This window comes from Formosa sediminum (genome assembly GCF_007197735.1).
Lineage (GTDB): Bacteria > Bacteroidota > Bacteroidia > Flavobacteriales > Flavobacteriaceae > Formosa > Formosa sediminum.
In genome coordinates, this window is record NZ_CP041637.1 from 856,477 (window position 1) to 877,207 (window position 20,731).

General features: G+C 32.4%; 14 protein-coding genes. 1 reads left to right on the forward strand and 13 read right to left on the reverse strand.

What is annotated here, in order from left to right:
• Positions 1-33: 33 nt before the first annotated feature.
• The 12 genes from FNB79_RS03870 to FNB79_RS03930 all read right to left on the reverse strand — a co-directional run bounded on the left by FNB79_RS03870 (position 34) and on the right by FNB79_RS03930 (position 18,949).
• Positions 34-582 (reverse strand): RidA family protein, encoded by a 549-nt coding sequence (locus FNB79_RS03870; protein WP_143380054.1) that lies wholly within the window; start codon positions 580-582, stop codon positions 34-36.
• Positions 583-615: 33 nt separating this feature from the next.
• On the reverse strand, positions 616-2,676 hold the full coding sequence (locus FNB79_RS03875; RefSeq protein WP_143380055.1) for an amidohydrolase family protein: 2,061 nt from the start codon (positions 2,674-2,676) through the stop codon (positions 616-618).
• 37 nt (positions 2,677-2,713) lie between these two features.
• The gene (locus tag FNB79_RS03880) at positions 2,714-3,835 is read right to left on the reverse strand and encodes an FG-GAP repeat domain-containing protein (RefSeq protein ID WP_143380056.1); all 1,122 of its coding nucleotides are present in this window, start codon (positions 3,833-3,835) and stop codon (positions 2,714-2,716) included.
• Positions 3,836-3,945: 110 nt separating this feature from the next.
• A complete protein-coding gene (locus FNB79_RS03885) occupies positions 3,946-5,934 on the reverse strand; it encodes an amidohydrolase family protein (protein ID WP_143380057.1) in 1,989 nt (662 codons plus the stop codon).
• A 28-nt stretch (positions 5,935-5,962) separates the two neighbouring features.
• Positions 5,963-7,117: a dipeptidase gene (locus FNB79_RS03895; RefSeq protein ID WP_143380058.1), complete on the reverse strand. Its 1,155-nt coding sequence runs from the start codon at positions 7,115-7,117 to the stop codon at positions 5,963-5,965.
• A gap of 160 nt (positions 7,118-7,277) precedes the next feature.
• Positions 7,278-8,687, reverse strand: coding sequence for a RagB/SusD family nutrient uptake outer membrane protein (locus FNB79_RS03900; RefSeq protein WP_143380059.1), 1,410 nt, complete (start codon positions 8,685-8,687; stop codon positions 7,278-7,280).
• Positions 8,688-8,702: 15 nt separating this feature from the next.
• Positions 8,703-12,032 carry a TonB-dependent receptor gene (locus FNB79_RS03905; RefSeq protein ID WP_143380060.1) on the reverse strand — a complete coding sequence of 1,110 codons (3,330 nt, stop codon included), beginning with the start codon at positions 12,030-12,032 and terminating at the stop codon, positions 8,703-8,705.
• Between the two features lie 131 nt (positions 12,033-12,163).
• A complete protein-coding gene (locus FNB79_RS03910) occupies positions 12,164-13,219 on the reverse strand; it encodes a FecR family protein (protein ID WP_143380061.1) in 1,056 nt (351 codons plus the stop codon).
• Between the two features lie 94 nt (positions 13,220-13,313).
• The gene (locus FNB79_RS03915) at positions 13,314-14,015 is read right to left on the reverse strand and encodes an RNA polymerase sigma factor (RefSeq protein ID WP_143380062.1); all 702 of its coding nucleotides are present in this window, start codon (positions 14,013-14,015) and stop codon (positions 13,314-13,316) included.
• A 460-nt stretch (positions 14,016-14,475) separates the two neighbouring features.
• Positions 14,476-16,722, reverse strand: a complete 2,247-nt coding sequence (locus FNB79_RS03920; RefSeq protein ID WP_143380063.1) for a DUF5916 domain-containing protein — start codon at positions 16,720-16,722, stop codon at positions 14,476-14,478.
• Positions 16,723-16,882: 160 nt separating this feature from the next.
• A complete protein-coding gene (locus FNB79_RS03925) occupies positions 16,883-17,401 on the reverse strand; it encodes an ankyrin repeat domain-containing protein (RefSeq protein ID WP_246073327.1) in 519 nt (172 codons plus the stop codon).
• 54 nt (positions 17,402-17,455) lie between these two features.
• Positions 17,456-18,949, reverse strand: a complete 1,494-nt coding sequence (locus tag FNB79_RS03930) for a catalase (protein WP_246073357.1) — start codon at positions 18,947-18,949, stop codon at positions 17,456-17,458.
• A 137-nt stretch (positions 18,950-19,086) separates the two neighbouring features.
• On the opposite strand from FNB79_RS03930, the gene FNB79_RS03935 reads away from it, so the two are divergent.
• Complete coding sequence (locus FNB79_RS03935) at positions 19,087-20,010, forward strand: hydrogen peroxide-inducible genes activator (RefSeq protein ID WP_143380065.1); 924 nt, start codon at positions 19,087-19,089, stop codon at positions 20,008-20,010.
• Between the two features lie 7 nt (positions 20,011-20,017).
• On the opposite strand, the gene FNB79_RS03940 is transcribed toward FNB79_RS03935, so the two are convergent.
• Positions 20,018-20,710, reverse strand: a complete 693-nt coding sequence (locus FNB79_RS03940; RefSeq protein WP_143380066.1) for an SDR family NAD(P)-dependent oxidoreductase — start codon at positions 20,708-20,710, stop codon at positions 20,018-20,020.
• Between the last annotated feature and the right edge of the window lie 21 nt (positions 20,711-20,731).

The following is a 20,731-nucleotide window of genomic DNA, read 5'->3' on the forward strand; positions in this document are numbered from 1 at the left end:
GTTCTTAAATTATGATTTTAACTTTACTACAATTTACTCGTAAACCTCTACCACCAATTCAATTTCTACAGCTTGCGCTCGAGGTAAAGAAGCAACACCTATAGCGGCACGAGCATGCTTCCCTTTTTCTCCAAAAACATCGACCATTAAATCTGAAAAACCATTAATAACTTTAGGTTGTTCTAAAAAATTAGGATCTGAATTTACCAAACCTAAAACCTTTACAATACGTTTTACTTTGCTTAAATCGCCTAGCATGTCTTTTAATACTGCTAACTGATTAATTGCAGCTAATCTTGCAGCATCATAACCTTCATCTATAGTTATATCTTGTCCTAATTTTCCTGTAATTTCTGTTCCATCTACTCGTTTAGGTCCTTTTCCTGCTAAGAAAATAAGATTCCCTGTTCTAACACCATTTACATAGTTTGCAACGGGTTTAGGAGGCTCTGGAAGCACTATATTTAAAGCCTCTAATTTTGCTTCGGGATTATAATCTTTTTCTGGTGTCTCTACTGGACTCTGTTTGGCACAACTAGCTACTAACATAGCTATTAAAAAAATATTTAGAATTTTACGCATTGTTTTAAATTTTAATTTCGTTTAAATTTTTTATTATTCAGCAGGTTTAAAATCTGCTGCTTCCCACAATGGATTACTCTTATAATAATTTCCATTAGTAAGCACTGCAGAAACCGTTCTGATGTTAGAGATATTAACTAAAGGATTTTTATCTAATATGGCAATATCTGCCTCTTTTCCTATTTCTAAAGTTCCTGTTTGCTCACCTAACCCCATAGCTGTTGCAGGAATAATTGTTGCTGTTTTTATCGCTTCTAGAGGAGTCATTCCTCCATATTTTTGGTAGGTTTCTATCTCTAAATACAATCCGAATACGGGAACAATATTATCTGTACCCGCAACAATAGGAATACCTGCTCTATAAAATTGACCAAGTATGTTCATAGCTTTAATATAATCTGCTTTAGCAGCTTTAGAACGTTCTGGAGATAAGCCTGTTCTAAAACGTTTCCCTTCAAATAACTCGTATGCAATTCTATCTGCATCCGGCTCTATACTTTCTAATACAGATCCTTTTGGCATAGCTCTAACCACATCTAAGGCAATTGTAACGTCTAAAACTGTTTTATGCTTTAATAAAAAAGCTATGGCATCGTCTATTTGTTCTTGCGTAATATCGTTATTAAGAATATAGTTACTTCCTAAGTCTTCTACTTTTTGTCCAGGAAATAAAACCGTTAAAATTCGAGAACGGTGACTTAACATATCCATACCCGCATTAATTGCACCGCGGGCATTACCAATACCATTTGGAACGTGACCAGTAATTGTCATCCCGCGTTTATGGCCTTCTTCTGCTAATACCTTTGTTAATTCTGGATCTACAGACGAGTATATTTTTATTTGTTTATAACCGTTAGAATAATATAAGTCTGCAACTTCTTTTGCTTCTTGCTCTGTTCTAGCTCTTACTACTCCATTTCCTTGTATTCCTGCTCCATCGGTCATCCCTGCTAATAAAATATCTGGTCCTAAAGCACCATTATTAGCAATTGCATCTCTAAATGAAGTTGCAAATTCAAGTTCGTTACCATTATCTCTAATGGTTGTTACTCCACCAGCCAAATATGCTGGAGCCCACTGTACTTGATTAGAATGCGCATGCATATCCCATAATCCTGGAATTAGAGTTTTTCCAGTAACATCTATAACCTCTGCATCGTCTGGAATTTCTACTTCTGTACGTTTACCAATTTTAGAGATATGTCCATCTGAAATAATTACAGTCATATCTTCTTGAGCAGTTTCAGATAGTCCATCTACTAAATTCCCTCCAACTAACGCTTTTACTTTTGCTTGCGTGCCTTTTAAATCTTTGGTATATTTTGATAATGCAGACATTTGTTCTTCAACATTTCCTTGAACAAATAAAGGTTTTGCTTCTTCGTAACCTTTTTTAATATACTCTCTAATTTGTGTATTTGCTTTAACTAAAGCGACTAAATTTTGGTTTTCATCTACCCAAACGGTACGTCCGCCCCAATTAATACCTTCAACAACATAACGACTTAAAATCACGTTTTCACCCTTGATTTTTGCAGTATCTTTCTTGATAAAATTCATGGTAATTTCGCCCCTTGGTAAAATAGGAATACTTCCGGTTCCGCCTTGTTTAAAGTAATAATGATATAGCATCATTTCTACTCCTGCCGGAATATTACTATGTACTGGAAAAAAATCTGTATTACTAGCTTTTACATAATCTCTGTTCTTTTCCCAAACAGAAACCCCATCTGCCTCTTGCTTTATTTCTATATTGACAATGGTATCTTTACTTGTTAACCTTCTGTTTAAATAAAAAGCGGGCTTTAAATTTTTATCTAAATGCAACTCAGACTCTACTCCTGTAATTCGACCTCTTTCATTTTCTCCTTGTAGAGACGAAACAAAAATGGAATCTTTTGTTGATGTAATTTTATAAGATTCTTCTCCAATTAAAGATTGCCTTCTATACACTAAAAAACTACCTTCTTCATTTATATTGTCCCATTTATTAGGCGCAGAAGAGCAAGCAGCAACTAAAAGCAATACTCCTAGTTTTAATAAATGACTTGTTTTATTAATCTTAATTTTTGATTTATTTTTATGTATCATCTTTTGATATTTTTGTAGTATAATTTTAATTTAAAAATCAAGGGAATTTTGGAGTAAATCTATTGAAGTAATACAAGTTTAACTCGTCTGAATTACTTTCAATAATATCTAATTTACCATCTCCATTTAAGTCTGCTGTGAGAATATCGTAAGTGCTATACTCTACATCTTTTAAATTAATTTTCTCCCAAGAGGTTGCATCTCCAGAATTAATAAACACTGTATTAGGCGCCCCAACATTTCCTATTATAATATCTGTCTTTCCATCGCCATTTAAATCAGCGATAGATAAAGAGTAAGATTTATCTGAACTGCTGTCGAATACAACTTTACGATCGTAAGTCCCCTTTTTACTGCCAAAATAAATAACATTTGGCTCACCAATATTAGCAGTAATAATATCGTTATAACCATCATTATCTATATCTGTAACGGCTACAGACCGAGTGACATCGTTACCTGTTCCATAAGGTATTTTTTTAGTAAAATTTAGATGTCCATCATTTAAATACACATAGTTTGGTTGATCATCTCTATTGGCTAAAATCAAATCTAAATGCCCGTCTGCATTCATATCTGCAACCTCAACATCTATAGTAGAATCTTTTTTATTACCAAACCCAATAACTTCTGTAAAAACACCTTTTCCGTTATTTAAACAAATTTCGTTTTCACTACCTCTATTGGTAATTAAAATGTCCATATCTCCATCGTTATCTAAATCGGCTACAACAATGTTTCTGGTATGTCCATATTTTTCTCCAAACGCATTTCCTTTAGTAAAGTTTCCTTTTCCATCGTTAAAAAAAATGTAATTTGGAGCCATATCGTTACCTACAGCTATGTCTAAAAAACCATCGCCATTAAAATCTACAAGTTCTGTAGAGTAACTTGTTTCTTGTTCTGTGCCCAAATTCTTCGAGACTGTAAAAATTCCTCGACCGTTATTTATAAATATTTTATTTTGTCCTGGCCAATGTCTACCATTAGCAACAACAATATCCATATCTCCATCATTATCAATATCACCTATTCCCATTGACGCTGTACGTTCTTTATGGATTCCTAGAATAGTCCGGCTGTTATTAAAAAAATTCGATTCTTGGGCATGAGCAGAATATATGCAACCCGAAAGAAGTGCTAAGAAAATATACTTCATAATTTGACTATTAATTAATTTAAGTGGCTGTTATAACTAAGTAAGTTTATCTAATTATATAGACAGTTTTTTAATAGAGTTATAATTTTTATTTAAAAGGCAATTAAAGATTAAGGTTTAATCCCCATAGCTTCATATAGCGTTTTAGAGTAAAAAAGGTGCCCATTTTGCATGGTCCACTCCACATTACGAATATCGCTAATATGGTTTATTGGGTGACCATCTATTAATACCAAGTTCGCTTTTTTACCGACTTCTATAGACCCATATAAATCTGAAACCCCAGTCATTTCTGCCGATTTTATAGTTGCTATTTTTAAGACTTCAGGAATAGGAATTCCTGCTTGTACATACAACTCGAGTTCTCTGTGAAACAAAAATCCTGGTAGTCCATCTGTACCGGCTACGACTTCTATATCATTGTTATACAAATCTAAAACTACGTCTAGCATTTTTTGAAAACTGCCTTTATAACGTGCTACTTTTTCTCCAGACTTTGGCAACCCACCACTATAATAATCGCGCTGATTGAGTAATGGTAAACGTTCTAAAATAGCATCATATGTTGGACTAGGTTCTCCTTTAACAGACACAAACATATTCTCGAAAATTGCAACCGTTGGATCTATACGTATATTTTTATCTTTTAAAAGCTTTATAAAATTGATATAGTCTTTAGACTGTAAATCTATATCTACCCCATGATATGCAGACATGGTGTGACGCAATGGAGTTCGTGTGTCTATGGTATCGGACATAAAGTTTAGAAACACCATGTTCATATGCTGAATCTCATTATAACCTTGATTTATAGCTTGTGTTGCCGTCATAAAAGCTGGAATATGCCCACTTACACGCATGCCTAATTTATGAGCGCGTTTTGTAAGTGGCTCTACCCATTCTGGACGGATTGAACTGTATAATTTAATTTGCTCATACCCCAAATCTTTATATTCCTGAATTTCAGACAAACCCTCTTCTAAACTACTAACCACGTTTCGCTGATTAGCATAAGGTCCATCGCCATCAATTATCCCACAAAAAGTAACTATACGCGGACCAATAATTTCATTAGATGTAAACTGATTATTTAATGTTTTTAATTGCTTGTTATTTGCCATATCTCTAACAGATGTTACCCCACCTGCTATATGCAACATCCCTCTAAATTTAGTATTATGAGTATGCATATCGAACATACCTGGCATAAGTGTTTTACCCGTTCCGTCAATAACTTTTAAATTAGAGTTTGTAGCGTTATTGGTATTATTAATGGACTGAATAATATCGCCATTTACAACAACATCTTGATGTTTTAACACAGTTCCTTGAGCTGTAAAAACATCAACATTTTTAATAATAACCGTGTCTATATTATGAGTTAATTTTTTTGCAAGACTCGCCAAATATTCATCTTCAAGAGTATCTTGAATCTCTTTCATCTCTAAACGAAATGCTTTTAAATCTGTTCTGATAATATGTAAATTTCCTGAAATTTTAGCCACCATCTCATTATCGATCATCCAGAGATATGTAGGATTCATATCTAGTCCTTTAATCATTAATAAGTTAAGAACGGTATTATTAGAAAGTGTTATTGAGGTATTTGTAACAAGCTCTATTTCTCCTTTTGGAAACAAGTGTATTTTCTTGTCTTCTGCCCCTAATAAAAGATTTGCTAATATTTCATAAATAGCAGGAGAGCCTTCATACCTAAAATAAAGGGCGTCTCCATAGAAGTCGCCCTTTGTCTCACCTCTTGGATTTAACCAAGTAGCGCTATTTTTATTACTCTTAAAAAACTCATGTATAGAGTCTTTTAAATAATTTACACCTGTAACAGTTTGCGTCGTTATATATCCTTTAGCATTTAATGTTAAGTCTTCCTCAAATTCCGGACCTCGACCACGGTCTGTATATGTATAATAGTAATGCATACTATTATTACCTGTATAAGACTTTTCATATTTACCAGCTAACCCTTCTCTAAAAACAACATCATACACTACTTTTTCTGGTGTTTTTACTTCGGTATTTATTGTTTTTTTACAACTTACTACACTAATAAGAAGCAAAAGCAAAGTGCTAACATATTTCATAAAAAGGGATTGTTTTTTAAATTTATTTTTAAGATTTTAAAGTCTCTTTAAAATAGCGTAACCAGTTTAAACCTAATATTTTTTCGATATCACCAGTACTATAGCCTCTTTTATCTAAAACTTTAGCAACTTGTAAGTAACGATCTGGTTTGTCTAATTCTGGAATCCATGGTGGCCACTGTACTTTATAAGACGGTTTAAAGCGTGTTAATCTTGGCACATACCAATTCTCTCTGGTTGCACCTGTAGCCTCTAAACCTTGTATTGCAAAATCTGCAGCGACACCAACATGATCTATTCCTGCAATTTTAACAGCATGATCTATATGATCTACATATGTCTCTAAAGTGGTTTTTGTACCTAAATCTGGACCTATCATGTAACCTAAGCATATAATTCCCATAATCCCACCTTTGTCTGCCATGGCTTTTATTTGATCATCTGTTTTAGCTCTAGGGTGCTCTTTATAGAGCGACTCACACATGGAATGGTTAAAACAAGCTCCTGTTTTACTAAATTTAATTCCGTCGTAAGTAGTTTGACGACCGCAATGTGATAAATCGACCATAATTCCCAATTCATTCATACGCTCTACTGCTTCAATTCCAAAATCGGATAAACCACAATCTGTACGTTCTGTGCTTCCGTCACCCAATAAATTTCTTTGATTGTAAGTTAACTGAATCCAACGCGTACCAGCATTATACAATGTGTCTAGGTTATCTATAGATTTCTCCATCATTGTGGCATTTTGAAATCCATATAATACAGCTGTTTTATTTTCCTTTTTTGCGCGAATAAAATCGTTTGCAGTAGTCGCTTTTATTAGAACATCTGAATTGTTTTTTATACGCTCGTCCCATTCTTCAATATTTTTTAAAGCCGATTTTAAACTTCCTGAAAGTAAAGATGTACTAAATCCTGAATATCCAGATTTTGAGAGCGCTTCAAAAGAATCTTCATTCCAACCTTTAGGAATAATTAAACCGTCTATAACCATGGCTTTTTTATAAAGCGCTTCTATCTTACTATCTTTAAGTAAATTTTGGGGTATGTCTTGATTAGAATCTAAATGAACAGACTCTAACAACGATGTAAGTGCACTAGCAGTTTGCCCGGGCAACAATGCTCCCAGCGACCCTAGCGATAATAATTTCACTAAATTTCTACGGTTTTGTTCCATACTATTAGTATTTCAATTAGAAATGAAAAAAAAAGAGACAATCAATTTGTTTAGAATTAACCTATAATTAATTGTACGATATAAAATCTTGCACACACATTAACTAATTTGTTTTTAGTTAATGTGTGTAACAAGAGAGATGTGTTTACAAGACTAAATTTTAATAGCCTGGATTTTGTTCTATGTTAGGATTTACATCAGTTTCGTCCTGCGGAATTGGCAAGATATTGGTGTGATCTCCATAAGGTATTTCGCAAATACTAGATGTACATTGCGTTCTCACAATATCTTCTTTCTTTCTCATTAAATCCCAAAGTCTTTGACCTTCAAAACATAATTCTAAACGTCTTTCAAGCATAATTTCTTCCATAAGCTCTTCTCCTGTAGCGGTAACATCAGGGGCTGTTGGAAGTGCTCTTTGACGAACAACATTTACATCAGATTGAGCTCCTGCTATATCTGTTCCTAATGCTGCTCTCGCCTCTGCTCTTATTAAATACAGTTCAGGAAGACGCATTACTTTTACGTTATCATACCCCAATACTTCTGGATATTTATTTACTCTATAAGGTGCGTAATCTCCAGCTAAAAGTAAATCGTCAATAAAGACATCTAATCTAGCATCACCCTCTTTATACAATGATACAACATCGTTAGACGGTAAATAATCTCCATAACCACCAACTGCTGCCGCTAGGTATAAACCTGAAATACCATTACCACCTACATTATCTGTTTCTGTCATTGAAATTTCGAAAATAGACTCGGAGCTATTATCTACCGACCAAACGGTTAAATAATTAGCGTTGTCTACCAAACTATAACTTGAGTTAATAACATCTGTAGCCATTGCTTCTGCATTTGCCCAATCTTCTTTATATAAATATACACGTGCTAATAATGCTTTTACAGATGTCGCTGATAATGTATTAGAATTAGATGTTCTAGACGTATCACTCATTAAAGATATAGCTGTTGTCATATCTGATATAACTTGGTCGTATACTTCTTTAACTGTGCTTCGTTCTGGTTCTAACGTTGGATCGAATTCAACAATAATAGGCACTCCTGCATGGCTAGCGTCGGCAGTATACGTATAATGTTGTGCAAATAATTTTACTAAGTCAAAATACACTAATCCTCTTAAGGCATAAGCCTCCCCTAAAAGATGATCTTTTTCTTCTTGTGTAGCTTCTGTTACTTCTACATCTGAGTTAATGATATTATTTAATGCATTATTTGCAAAATACATTCCTTCCCATAGTGCACTTGCTTGGGAATCGTCTACATTTTGAACATGTTCTGCATAATCAATAATTCTGTTTGCAGATAGATTTTGTTTTACATCGTCTGCCATAACATCTGGAATCATAAACATATATCTACCGTAGTAGTACGAACTTGAAATTTCATCGTACACCCCCGTTACAGCAACCTCCAAATCTTCTAAATTAGTAATAGCTTCATCACTTGACACAGACGATGTTGGCGTAAGTTCTAGGAATGATTCTGAGCATGATAAGAAAAGTCCTACCATAATCAATAATATAATTTTATTATAATTTTTCATAAGTCTTTTTTTATTTTACAGTTGAATATCTAATCCTACAGAAATGGTTTTCATTGCTGGAGTAAGTCCATTATAAGTACCACTAATAGATTGTTCAGGATCTATATATAAATCTTTATCTTTAGTAAATGTTAGAAGATTTGTACCTCTTGCATATACTCTTGCGCTGTTAAGTTTTAAAATAGACGTTATTTTTTCTGGAAAATTATATGCTACTGTCAGGTCTTTTAAACGAATAAAACTTCCATCATATAACCATCTTGTAACATCAGATTGGTTACTTCCAGAATGCCCTCCCCATTGAAACTTAGGAAATAATGCATCCGTTTTACCTTCTACCCACCTGTTTTCATATAAATAAGTTGCCGTACTCCTAGGAGTTAATCGACCGTCTCCAAGTGACCCTACAGCTCTATCATCATGTAAATAATTCCCTGAAGAGTACATAAAACTAGCATTTAAACTAAAGCCTTTATAAGATATTGCTGTGTTAAAACCACCGTAAAAATCTGGTGTTGCAGACTTACCTACTAAGTAACGTTCTGCTTCTCCAATATCGTTAGTAATTGTTGTTTCTGAAGCATCTGTATAGTATTGTACTTCACCGTTTGTTTGGTCGACACCTGCCCAACCATACATGTAAAATGATTGAAAGTCTTCACCTACTTGTCTTCTGAATGCACCATCAGTATAATCTTCATCTAATTGAGTAATCTCGTTTTTTAAGAATGTTGTATTAAAACCTACACTCCATCTTAAATCTTTTTTATCCAGAATATTTACATTTAAAGTCAACTCAAATCCCTTGTTGCTCATCGAACCATAATTTTGAGTAAGCTCTGTAAAACCTGTAGTTGGAGAAATTGGCACGTCTAAGATAAGGTCTGTAGACTCTCTATTAAAGTATTCGATAGTCCCGTTTACTCTATGAAACAAACCAAAATCTAATCCAACATTAAAATTTTGTTGAGTTTCCCAAGTTAAGTCTGCATTTTCTAATTGAGAAGGCGTTCCTCCTGGAGATCCATCGTAATCATCGCCATAACCATATAATCCTAATGACGCAAAATTACCAATAGCCGCATTACCTGTTAAACCGTAAGAACTTCTTAGCTTAAGTAAATCAAGGAAATTAACATTATCTAAGAAATTTTCTTTAGCAATATTCCAACTTAATCCTACAGAATAAAATGTACCGTATCTTTTATCTGATCCAAATCTAGAAGATCCATCGTTTCTAATACTTCCAGAAAGGAAATACTTATTATCATAATCGTAATTAGCTCTTAAGAACATAGAACTAAATGTATATTCACTTTCGGTACCAGTAATTGCATATTCTGCAGCTGCTGTACTTAATGTTTTTACAATATCGTTAGGAAAATCTGATCCTGATGCTGAAAAAGATTCGTTAGTGGTTTTTTGAGCTTCATACCCCGCAAGTACACTAAAATCATGACTTTCTCCTAAAGAAAAATTATAGTTTAAAGTTTGTGTACCCACCCATGTTTTGTTAGTTGTATTTGCTTCGTAAGCATACCCATTTGTTTCGTAACCACTTCCGTAACGACGGTTATAATATGTAGATTCATTAATACTAAGGATGTCAAAATTCCATTGAGATCTAAATACTAAATTGTCTAAAATATTTGCAGAAATGGCAAAGTTATCTATTATACGCATTGTCTTAGTTTCCCAAGTATCATCGCCACTTAAACTTCCTACAGGGTTACTACCAATAGGGAAGTAAGCCACATGTTCTGCATTATATTCTCCTTCCTCATCGTAAATAGGAATTAATGGAGATAACTCTAATGTAGATTTAAATGGGTTATTCCATGACCCAGCATCTGGTGCTGTTGAAGATGTAATGTCTGAAATTGAAACATTATTAGAAATAGTAAATATATCACTAGCCTTGTATTCTAAATTAGCACGTGTACTATATCTATTAAATCCATATCCAATAATATAACTTTCTTGGTCCATATACCCTGCAGACATAAAGTACTTCACTTTATCTGTACCACCACGGATACTTAAATCGTAACTTTGTGTAACTCCTGTACGTGTAATAGCATCTAACCAATCTGTATCTGTAGCTTCTCCTGTAGACGGATCTATTTGTTGTGTATACAAATTGTCCATTTGAGCCTGCGCTTCTTCTTGTGTTAACCCAAGATTTACATAACCTTCTATATACAACTCTTTGTATTGTGCTGCATTTAATGGTTTTAATATGTTTTTAGACGCCTGAGAATTAAATCCTGTTAATGTTTTTAATTGAATAGATGCCTTACCAGATTTTCCTTGCTTAGTATTAATTAAGATTACACCATTTGCTCCTCTTGAACCATAAATAGCTGTTGATGCAGCATCTTTTAAAATACTAATACTTTCAATATCATTTGGATTTATAGACGACATTACATTTGAACTTGCACCATCATTATCGTTAGTAGATTGACTACCCGCAGCGATTGGTATACCATCTATAACATATAATGGTTCGCTAGAGGCATTAATAGAACCAATACCTCTTACTCTTACTTCTGTGTTAGATCCTGGTGCACCATCTAACGCACTTGCTTGAATACCAGCTACACTACCACGTAAAGATTGCTCAAATGAAGATGTTGGTGCTTGCTCCAATTCTGCCCCGTTTACAACTGCAACAGCACCAGTAATTGCTTCTTTTTTCTGAGTTCCATATCCTACTAAAACAACTTCTTCTAATGCAGCAGCATCTTCTTCCATTACTACATTAATCGTTTTTTTATCTCCTACTGTAATGGTTTGGCTTACCATACCCATAAAAGAAAATACTAAAACAGATGTGTTTTCCACTTTTAAAGTATACTCTCCATCAAAATTAGTTTGTGTTCCTTGAGCTGTTCCTTTAATATGAATATTAACTCCAGGCAAAGGCAAACCATCTGGTCCTGTTACTGTTCCAGAAACTTCATAATCTTGAGCTTGAGGCCCTGCCAATGCAACAGCTAACTTTGGCTGTTTCATTTTTACAACAACTTGCTTCCCCTCTATAGTATAACTCAATCCTGTATTAGTAAAAGCCTTATCTAAAACTTTATCAATATTAGCATCTTTAAATTTTAAAGACACTTTTTTGTTAGTACTTAACACATCATCTTTATAAAAGAAAATGTAATTACTAGAACCTTGAATTTCTTTAAAAAAATCTTCTATTGATATACTTTTTACATCAATATTAATTTTTGATTGACCCAGCAACGGATTTGCGTAACTTGCTGTAAGTCCTAAACTAATAAATAATAGAAATATTCTCATAAGCATTAGAATTCCTATGTTTGAGTTTTTTTTCATATTTTTGTGTTTGATTGTTAAATGTTGCTGTACTCTACAGCAATGTGTTTAAAATAAGCCAGAGGATGTTGGCGCATCTTCTGGCCTTTTGACAAATTCAAATAAATGTTTACTTCATAAAATATTTTAGATTAATTAATTACGATTCTATTGTCTAGCTTCTTGTACTTCATATTTGTACTGGCTTGTATGTTTTTAATGACTTTATCTAGATCTTCATTTAAATTTAAATAACCTGAAAAACGCTCTTTTGCTAGGGCTTCATTTTCTATTTCAATTTTAATATTATAATATTTAGATATTCTATTGGTCACGTAACGTAAATCGTTGTTTTGGAATATTAAAACACCATCTCTCCAAGAAAAGTAATTATTTACATTTACTTTTTCTGAAACAATACCTTGAGTATCTTTATTGTAAGTGGCTTTTGTACCTGGCGTAATTTTTATTTTGTCGGCATATTTATGTGTTTTAGGATTGTTGTGGTAACTAATATTAACACTACCACTTTTTAAAACTGTATTTACAACATTCTCATCTGCATAACTAGTTACTCCAAAAACAGTTCCGAGCACCTCAACCTCTTGGTCTTTAGATTTTACTATAAAAGGATGACTTTTATCGTGTGCTACATCAAAAATAGCTTCGCCCTCTAAATAAATTTCTCTTTTATTCCCTGTAAATGCAACTGGATATATTAATTTTGATCCAGAATTTAACCAAACTTCTGTACCGTCTGACAAATTGATTTTAGATTGTTTTCCGTAAGGAACTATAAGGGTGTTATAAGAAACTTTACTATTTGTGGTCGTTTCTTGTTCTATTTTTGTTTTTTCACCAATGATTAATGTTTCTCCGGAATTAGAATAATTAAAACTATTCTCACCTTCTGAAACGGTTAAATTTTCGCCGTTACCTAAAATTAATACAATCTCATTAGATGTACTGTAATCTACGTTTTCAGATGTATTTACGATATCTGTAATAGATGGATCTGGAGTGTTATATAGAAATATAAAACATCCAGCAAGACAGATTAAAGAAAAAGCCACCCCCACTGCTAATCTTCTGTGCTTTCTTCTATTATCTACTTTATCGACTGAATTAAGAATTTTATTTTTTAAAGCCACTTTCTCCAAATGTGTAATTGGTAAAATTTTGACTTTATTTTGTCCATTATCTTTCATAATGTATGTGTTCTATGCTGTATTAGTATTATAAAACTTCCCTCTTTTATTAATAGCAAATAGTTTACTTTATATAGACATTAAGTTTTAGTATTTAATTAAAAAGATAATAATTGATTAAGAATAGGCATAAAAAGTTTAGTTTTCTTAAAGCTTTAATGGCACGGTAAATGGATGTTCTTGCAGATTGTACAGAAACTCCAATTATTCCAGATATTTCTTCGTAAGTTTTTTCTTCTTCAAAACGTAACGATAAAATCTGTCTTTGTTTATCACTTAAAGTTTTCATTGCATTACGCAAATTTTTATTGCGTTCTGAAACATGCTCTTCAGTAATTATTTTTTTTTCGTAAGAATCGGAGTGTCTTTTATTCATGACCTCTATTTCGTAATCAAATTCATCTAGAGATATGGCCGCGTTCTTTTTATTATATTTTTTATTAATTTTTCGTTTTAACGATTTAAATAAATAATATTTTACGTTATCTGTTTTAGATAGATTTGTTCTGTATTTATATAAATCGACGAATAAATCGTGTATACAATCCATAACATAACCGCGATCTTTAGAATGATACATACCATAAGAGAATAATATATTTACATATCTATCGTAAAGTTCTCCAAATGCAACCTTATCTCCTTCTTTTATTTTTTTCCAAATAACAGTATCTGATTTATCTTCAGGAAAGACATCACTCGCACTAGATTCTTGCACTTGATTTAAAGAAGCATAATCTAAATTAAGGTTATTTTTTGCGACTAGAGCTAGAGCCAATTCTCCATATTCTTGCATAAACTTTCGATTTACTTATTCTATATTAATTTAAAATATATGTACCGAGACACAATAAATTAAGCAAATCATAGCACGCATATAGACGTGTTTTTTATCTTTTTAACAAAAAAGATGAGATTATTAAAAAAACAAAAATAAATTAACATTATATTAAAAATACATGGACAATATTAGCAATATCCTATACTATTTTTTGTTTTAGTTATCATTTTTTTAACTAAAATTATTCATTATTATTTAAATTTTACACATCGTTAATAATTATTCTTCGCTGTCACTACTACGAAATAAAATAATTAAAACAAGTATAAACTCTGTATACATAAGAAAAAATCAATCCTTTTATAGACACACTTAGCATTGAAAATAACCACAAAAAAAACGCAGCTGTTTTAATTACAGCTGCGTTTTAATTTTAGCTTGTGTACACAAACTTTTAAATTATAATTCTTACGTTTTATCTATTAATATCAAACCAGTAATTAATTTTTAAATAAATTCCTTTTTGTACAGGCTCAAATGGCGATGTTGTTTTAACATCATTATACGTTAAGAAAATATCTGATAATGGAGCATAACGCCATTGCAATCTAGATACCAATAAAAAACTTTCTGCCTGAGAACTATACTGAATGTCTGTATTAAAAAATAATTTTTTACTAAATGTAAAATTAAAAGTTGGTCCTAAATACCATAATTTATCTGATGAATAAGGTTCTGGTAGGTTAATATCGTCATATTGCAACTGTAAAGCTAAAGTAAAAATAGGTTGATATCGATATTGAAATGTAACATCTGCTGTAAACTTATGTCCATTATAAAAAGATCCGTACATGGTTGATCCTTCTGCCCATAGTGCTTTTCTTTTATCTGATTTAAATTCTAATTCTAAATCATTATACGTATAATCTCCAACGGGTAAATACACAGCATCATCAGACGTTCCTACAGGATCAAACGGAGTAGATAAATGTATAAATGTATTGTTACCAGTTAAAGACACCAGACTTCCATTATTAAAATTAAACTCTACACCCGCAGCGTTATAGACTTCTCTAACTGATAAATGATCTGAAGCTGTCCAATACGAATTATTACTGGCGTTAAAAATAATAGTATTAAATGGTCCTTTTTCTGGATATAAATTATAATCAACCGATGGATTTGCTCTTAATATGTCTGTTCGTTTAGTATAGCCTAAATCCGATTGAAAGCCTTTGTCTACATACTGAGTTTTAAGCCCTAAAGCATATTTTCTTTTCTCTACATTTATATCTGTACCTGCAGATATAGCATTAGATGTTATACCGGGTGTAAACGATTTGTGAAGGAAAAATTTGGCATCTATACTATTGTCTTCTGAATAATATGTGAAATCCGATCCAACTACTCGATTGTATTTTGTTTTTCTACTTATAGTATCGGCCACACCATCATACACCTCATTATAGTTTGTTGCTTGTCTGTTTACAAAAAACAAACTTAAATTAGATTTTTTAAGTACCTTTTGTTCTGCTGCTACAATTAAATTATTGTTTGCAGGTATATAACCAGACTTATAACCACCAGTTTGTACATCTAAAGCTCCAATACGTAACTTATTATTCAATTTACCCGTAAATTTTGCTCCTGCATTTACATCAATAATTGCCGTGTTACCATCACTATCTGTATCTACACCAATACGTCTAGAATAAAAAGGAAGTGCATTATCTGTATCTCCCAAAGCATTAAACAAATCGCCATTATCAATAAAAAACTGACGTGTTTCGTCTTGTTTAATTTCAAACTGTGTGACATTATTTTGACTAGCAACCACATCTTCACTAGAAAAATCTGGATTCACAGTTAAATCTAGCATGAAACTATTTTTTACAGGGACTTTAGCATCAAAACCTGCCTTAAACTCAAAAGACTCTTCATTATTAACATAATCTTTATTAAACGAAGGTGTGACATAAGGAATTACAGAAATTGGACTTTTAGTTTGTTTTAATGGTCTTTCAAAAATTAAATTCCCAAAATACCCCATATTAAACTGGTTTAAGTTTTGGGGTACTTTAGACCATGAACTTTTAGTATTAGATTGTGTATCTGATCTCATGACATTAAATTTCCAAGATGTCACTCCTTCTTTAAACTTAAAAGCAGACATGGGTATTCTTACCTCTGAAATAAAATAACCGTCATAAATTTTAGATTCCCCAAGCCATTTAGTATTCCAATTTAAATCTAAATCACCATCTACACCACCACCATAAATGATACCTTCTCTTAAGACACCAAAAGGATTAATTCCAAATAAAAAAGCATTTGTGCGGTCTCGATACGTATCAAACATAAGATTTATTATATCTGCTCCACTAATACTAAAATCCCTTTCGTAAGATGGCGTTTTATAATCTTTTCCAGGTGCATACCCTGTAATAGCTATATATAAATACTCTTCATTATAAAGCATTCTCAACTCTGTCTGATAGGCAGTTTCTTTTGTGTCTGTAGGAAAATACTCTGTAAAGTGACTTGATGGGATAGCATGTTCCCACATGGGTTCGTCTAAAACTCCATCTATTTTAAATGCATTATCTGTAACATAATTTACGTTAATTTCTTTCTGTGCATATACCTCCGAAAATGGTATAATAAAAAGTATACCTAACAAAATATAATATGTAATGCTTGATGTATATAAGGGCTGCCTCATTTTTTATTTTTGCTTTAAAAAAAGTTTGTAAGAATTGTTATGCAAAAATAAATTCATTTTTCCTACTAAAAGAGAAAATTAAAGGTTTTTTCAGAAGACAAAATTGTCTTTAATTTAAAAACAGCCATATTTATAATTATTTATTATAAATTATTAATATTTAATCTAAAAAAAGTGCAATAATTTCAGAATTACCTTGCATTTCAGCATGTTTTAAAGCCGTATTTTCTCTATTATCTGTAATTCTTTTATTTGCTCGTTTTTTAAGTAAATATGCTACAATTTCTGTATGACCAAATGTACTTGCATAAATTAAAGCTGTAGCCCCATTAAAATTCTGTTGGTTTACATTTGCACCATGCTCTACAAGGAGTTTAACAATTTGTATATAACCTTTAAAACAAACTCCCATTAAAGCGGTGTTACCCGAAGTATCCTTTGCATTTACATCACTGCCATGTGCTAGTAAATATTTCACTATTTCTATTTGGTTGTTATAAGCTGCTAATATTAATGGTGTAAACCCATAACTGTCTGCTGTATTTACAATTGTACGATCTGCAGCATAAAGCGCCTTTAGTTGTTCTAAATAACCTTCCCTAGAAACTTCAAAAACAGATTGACTATAAATGGTTACTGAACAACAAAAAATAAGTAATAACAATAAATGTTTCATCATGTTTAATTTTACAAAAGAGGAAGTTTACACTTCCTCTTTCTTTAATTACTAGTATTAATGCATAAAATCTTTTTGTGTAAAACCTAAAGCTTTAGCTAAGCGCATTCCATAATCTCTATCGGCTCTATAAAAATAGCCTATCATAGTTTTTTGAATGTTTTTATCTGTAACCTGACCTAAATCTCCACTTAAATTTTTAATTAGATGATCTTGTTCTGCTTTGTTTAAAGATCTGTAAAAATCTCCTGCTTGCCCAAAATCGTTAGTTTTTGTAATTTTCTTTTGAGTAATAGTAACATTAGTTAGAGTCGTTTCCGACTGTTTGTATTGCGGGTCTTCTTTTAATGCAGCCTTATTACTTGGCTGATAGTTTACATCTGGATTTTCAAATCTTTTATTACCAGCACTATTCCAACTATCAGAATTATAATTAGTAGGATCTTTTAAAGGCTTGTTAATTTCTAACTGTAAGAAATTTGGGCCTAAACGATGTCTTTGAGTATCAAAATAAGCAAATAAACGTCCTTGTAACAATTTATCTTCAGACGGCTCTACACCTGGAATTAAAGCTCCTGGAGAAAAGGCAATACTTTCTACCTGCTCAAAATAATTTACCGGATTTTCATTTAATGTCATCGTACCAATTTTAATTTTTTCAATTTCTTCAGCAGGCCAATCTTTAGTCGCATCTAAAGGCCAAAAATCGAATGAATGAATATCTTCAGGCACAATCATTTGTACATATAAATCCCATTGCGGATAGTTTTTATTTTCTATATCTTTTCGCAAACTCATGGTTGCATGCTGCCAATCTTTTCCTTGTTGAGCAGCAGCTTCTTCAGCAGTTAAGTTTTTTTCGCCTTGTTTAGATACCCAAGAGTACTTAACATAAGTTACTTTTCCTTCTTTATTAATCCATTTATAACCATGCACGCTACTTCCGTTCATGTATTGGTAACCTTTTGGTATTCCTAAATCGGTATACAAACGAGTTAGCATATGTGTAGACTCTGGAACGTTTGAAAAGAAATCGAAAAATCTGTTTGGATCTTGTTTATTCGTCACTGGAGAAGGTTTTAGTGAATGTACCATATCAGGAAACTTTATAGCATCTCTAATAAAAAAGATTGGCAAATTATTACCCACAATATCATAATTACCTTCTTCGGTATAAAATTTAACAGCAAATCCTCTTGGATCTCTAGCCGTTTCTGGAGATCCTTTACCATGAATTACGGTAGAAAACCTTACAGCCAAATCTGTTTTTTTTCCTACTTCCGAAAAAAGAACTGCTCGAGTATATTCAGACATATCTTTAGTCGCCTCAAAATACCCAGAGGCACCAGCACCTCTTGGATGTACTACCCGTTCAGGAATACGTTCTCTATCGAAAGCTGCTAATTTTTCTACTAAAAAAACATCTTCTAACAAAACAGGTCCATATTCTCCTACGGTTTTGGAGTTTTGATTGTCTCCTACCGGAACACCTCCATTTGTGGTTATTGTTTCGTTGGTTTGAGAAATTCCAATCCAAACGAAAGACAGCATTAAAAATGTTGTTAATTTTTTCTTCATTTTTGTATCAATTTAATTTATAAGGATGGTGTAAAATTCAATCAGAACCACGTATTAATCAAATTAATACTTTATATACTTGTATTGCTAAAATTAATACACACCTTAATATGACCTTACAACAACTACAGTATGTAATTGCATTAGACACTTATAGACACTTTGTTACAGCTGCAGAAAAATGTTTTGTAACACAACCTACTATTACCATTCAAGTAAAAAAATTAGAGGAAGAAATAGGTTTTTTAATTTTCGATAAAAGTAAATTTCCTTTAAAACCCACAGATTTAGGAGAGGTTTTTATTTTAAAATCTAAAGAAATTTTGCGAGAAGTAAGCGAATTAAAAAACATGGTAAATATTGAATTAGAAAATCTAGAAGGCGAATATCGTATGGCGGTAATTCCAACTATTTCTTCGTATTTAATACCTCTTATTTCTGGTTCCATTTCAAAAAAATATCCGAATACCATTTTAAAAATTGAAGAGATGGAAAGTGACCACATTATAAAAGCCCTTCAAAAAAAAGAAATAGATATTGGTATTCTGGTTACACCACTAAACGAACCTTTTATAAGAGAAACTAAACTTTACAACGAGCCATTTATATTTTATGGGCACAAAGATTTTTTTAATACTGAGAAGCAAACAATTTCTATAGAAGAAATAGAACATTTAAAAAACATATGGCTTTTAGAAAAAGGGCATTGTTTTAGGAATCAGGTCTTAAACATCTGTGGACAACTTGAAAATACTAAAAACATTCAATTTAAAAGCGGGTCTATCGAGGCTTTAAAGAAAATGGTTGATAATTATGGCGGATTTACTTTAGTACCAGAAATGGCAATTCACTCTACCGATTTGGGATTAGTTATTCCTTTTTCAGAACCGAAACCAATTAGAGAAGTAAGCTTAGTTACCCACCATACTTTTTCTAAAGATGTCTTACTAGATGCCTTAAGAGTAGAAATCTTAGAGCATACTCCAAAAGCATTTGAAAAAAACGAACGCTTTATTAAAATTAATTGGAGATAAATTTTTATTATTTAACCGATGAAACACCACCATCTACATGAAGAATTTGTCCAGTAATCCAAGATGAATTAGGTGTTAACAAAAATAATGCAGTTTTAGCGACATCTAAAGGTTCTCCAACTTTTTTAAGCGGATTCATTTTAGATTGATGCTCTTTCTTTTCTGGGCTGCTTAACAAACGACCAGCTAATTTTGTATCTGTTAATGAAGGTGCAATTGCATTCACACGAATAATTGGAGCAAGCTCTGCAGCCAAAGCTCTTGTTAAACCTTCTATAGCGCCTTTAGACAAGGCAACTTGCGAATGAAAACTAAATCCCTGTTGTACAGCTACTGTAGAAAACAAAACAATAGAGGCTTCTGCACTCGCTTTTAATCTGGGTAAAAGTTGCTGTATAACTTTAATTGCACCTGTAACTTGCAACTTAAAATCTGCAACATAATCGCTTTCTTTAAAACGGTGAAAAGGCTTTAAGTTTATACTCCCTGGACAATAAGCTACCCCATGTATTTCTGATGGTAAACTATCTAAATCCAAAGTATCTGTAGTAGCATCAAAAGGTATATACCTCACTTGGTTTCGGTCTTTACAAATGTTGGTGTGATAGGTTGCAGTAACTTGCGAACCTTCGGCTTCAAGTAAATTAACCAGTTGTTCTCCAATACCGGACGAACCTCCAATAACGATATAATTTCTCATGTACATTACTTTTAATCTTAA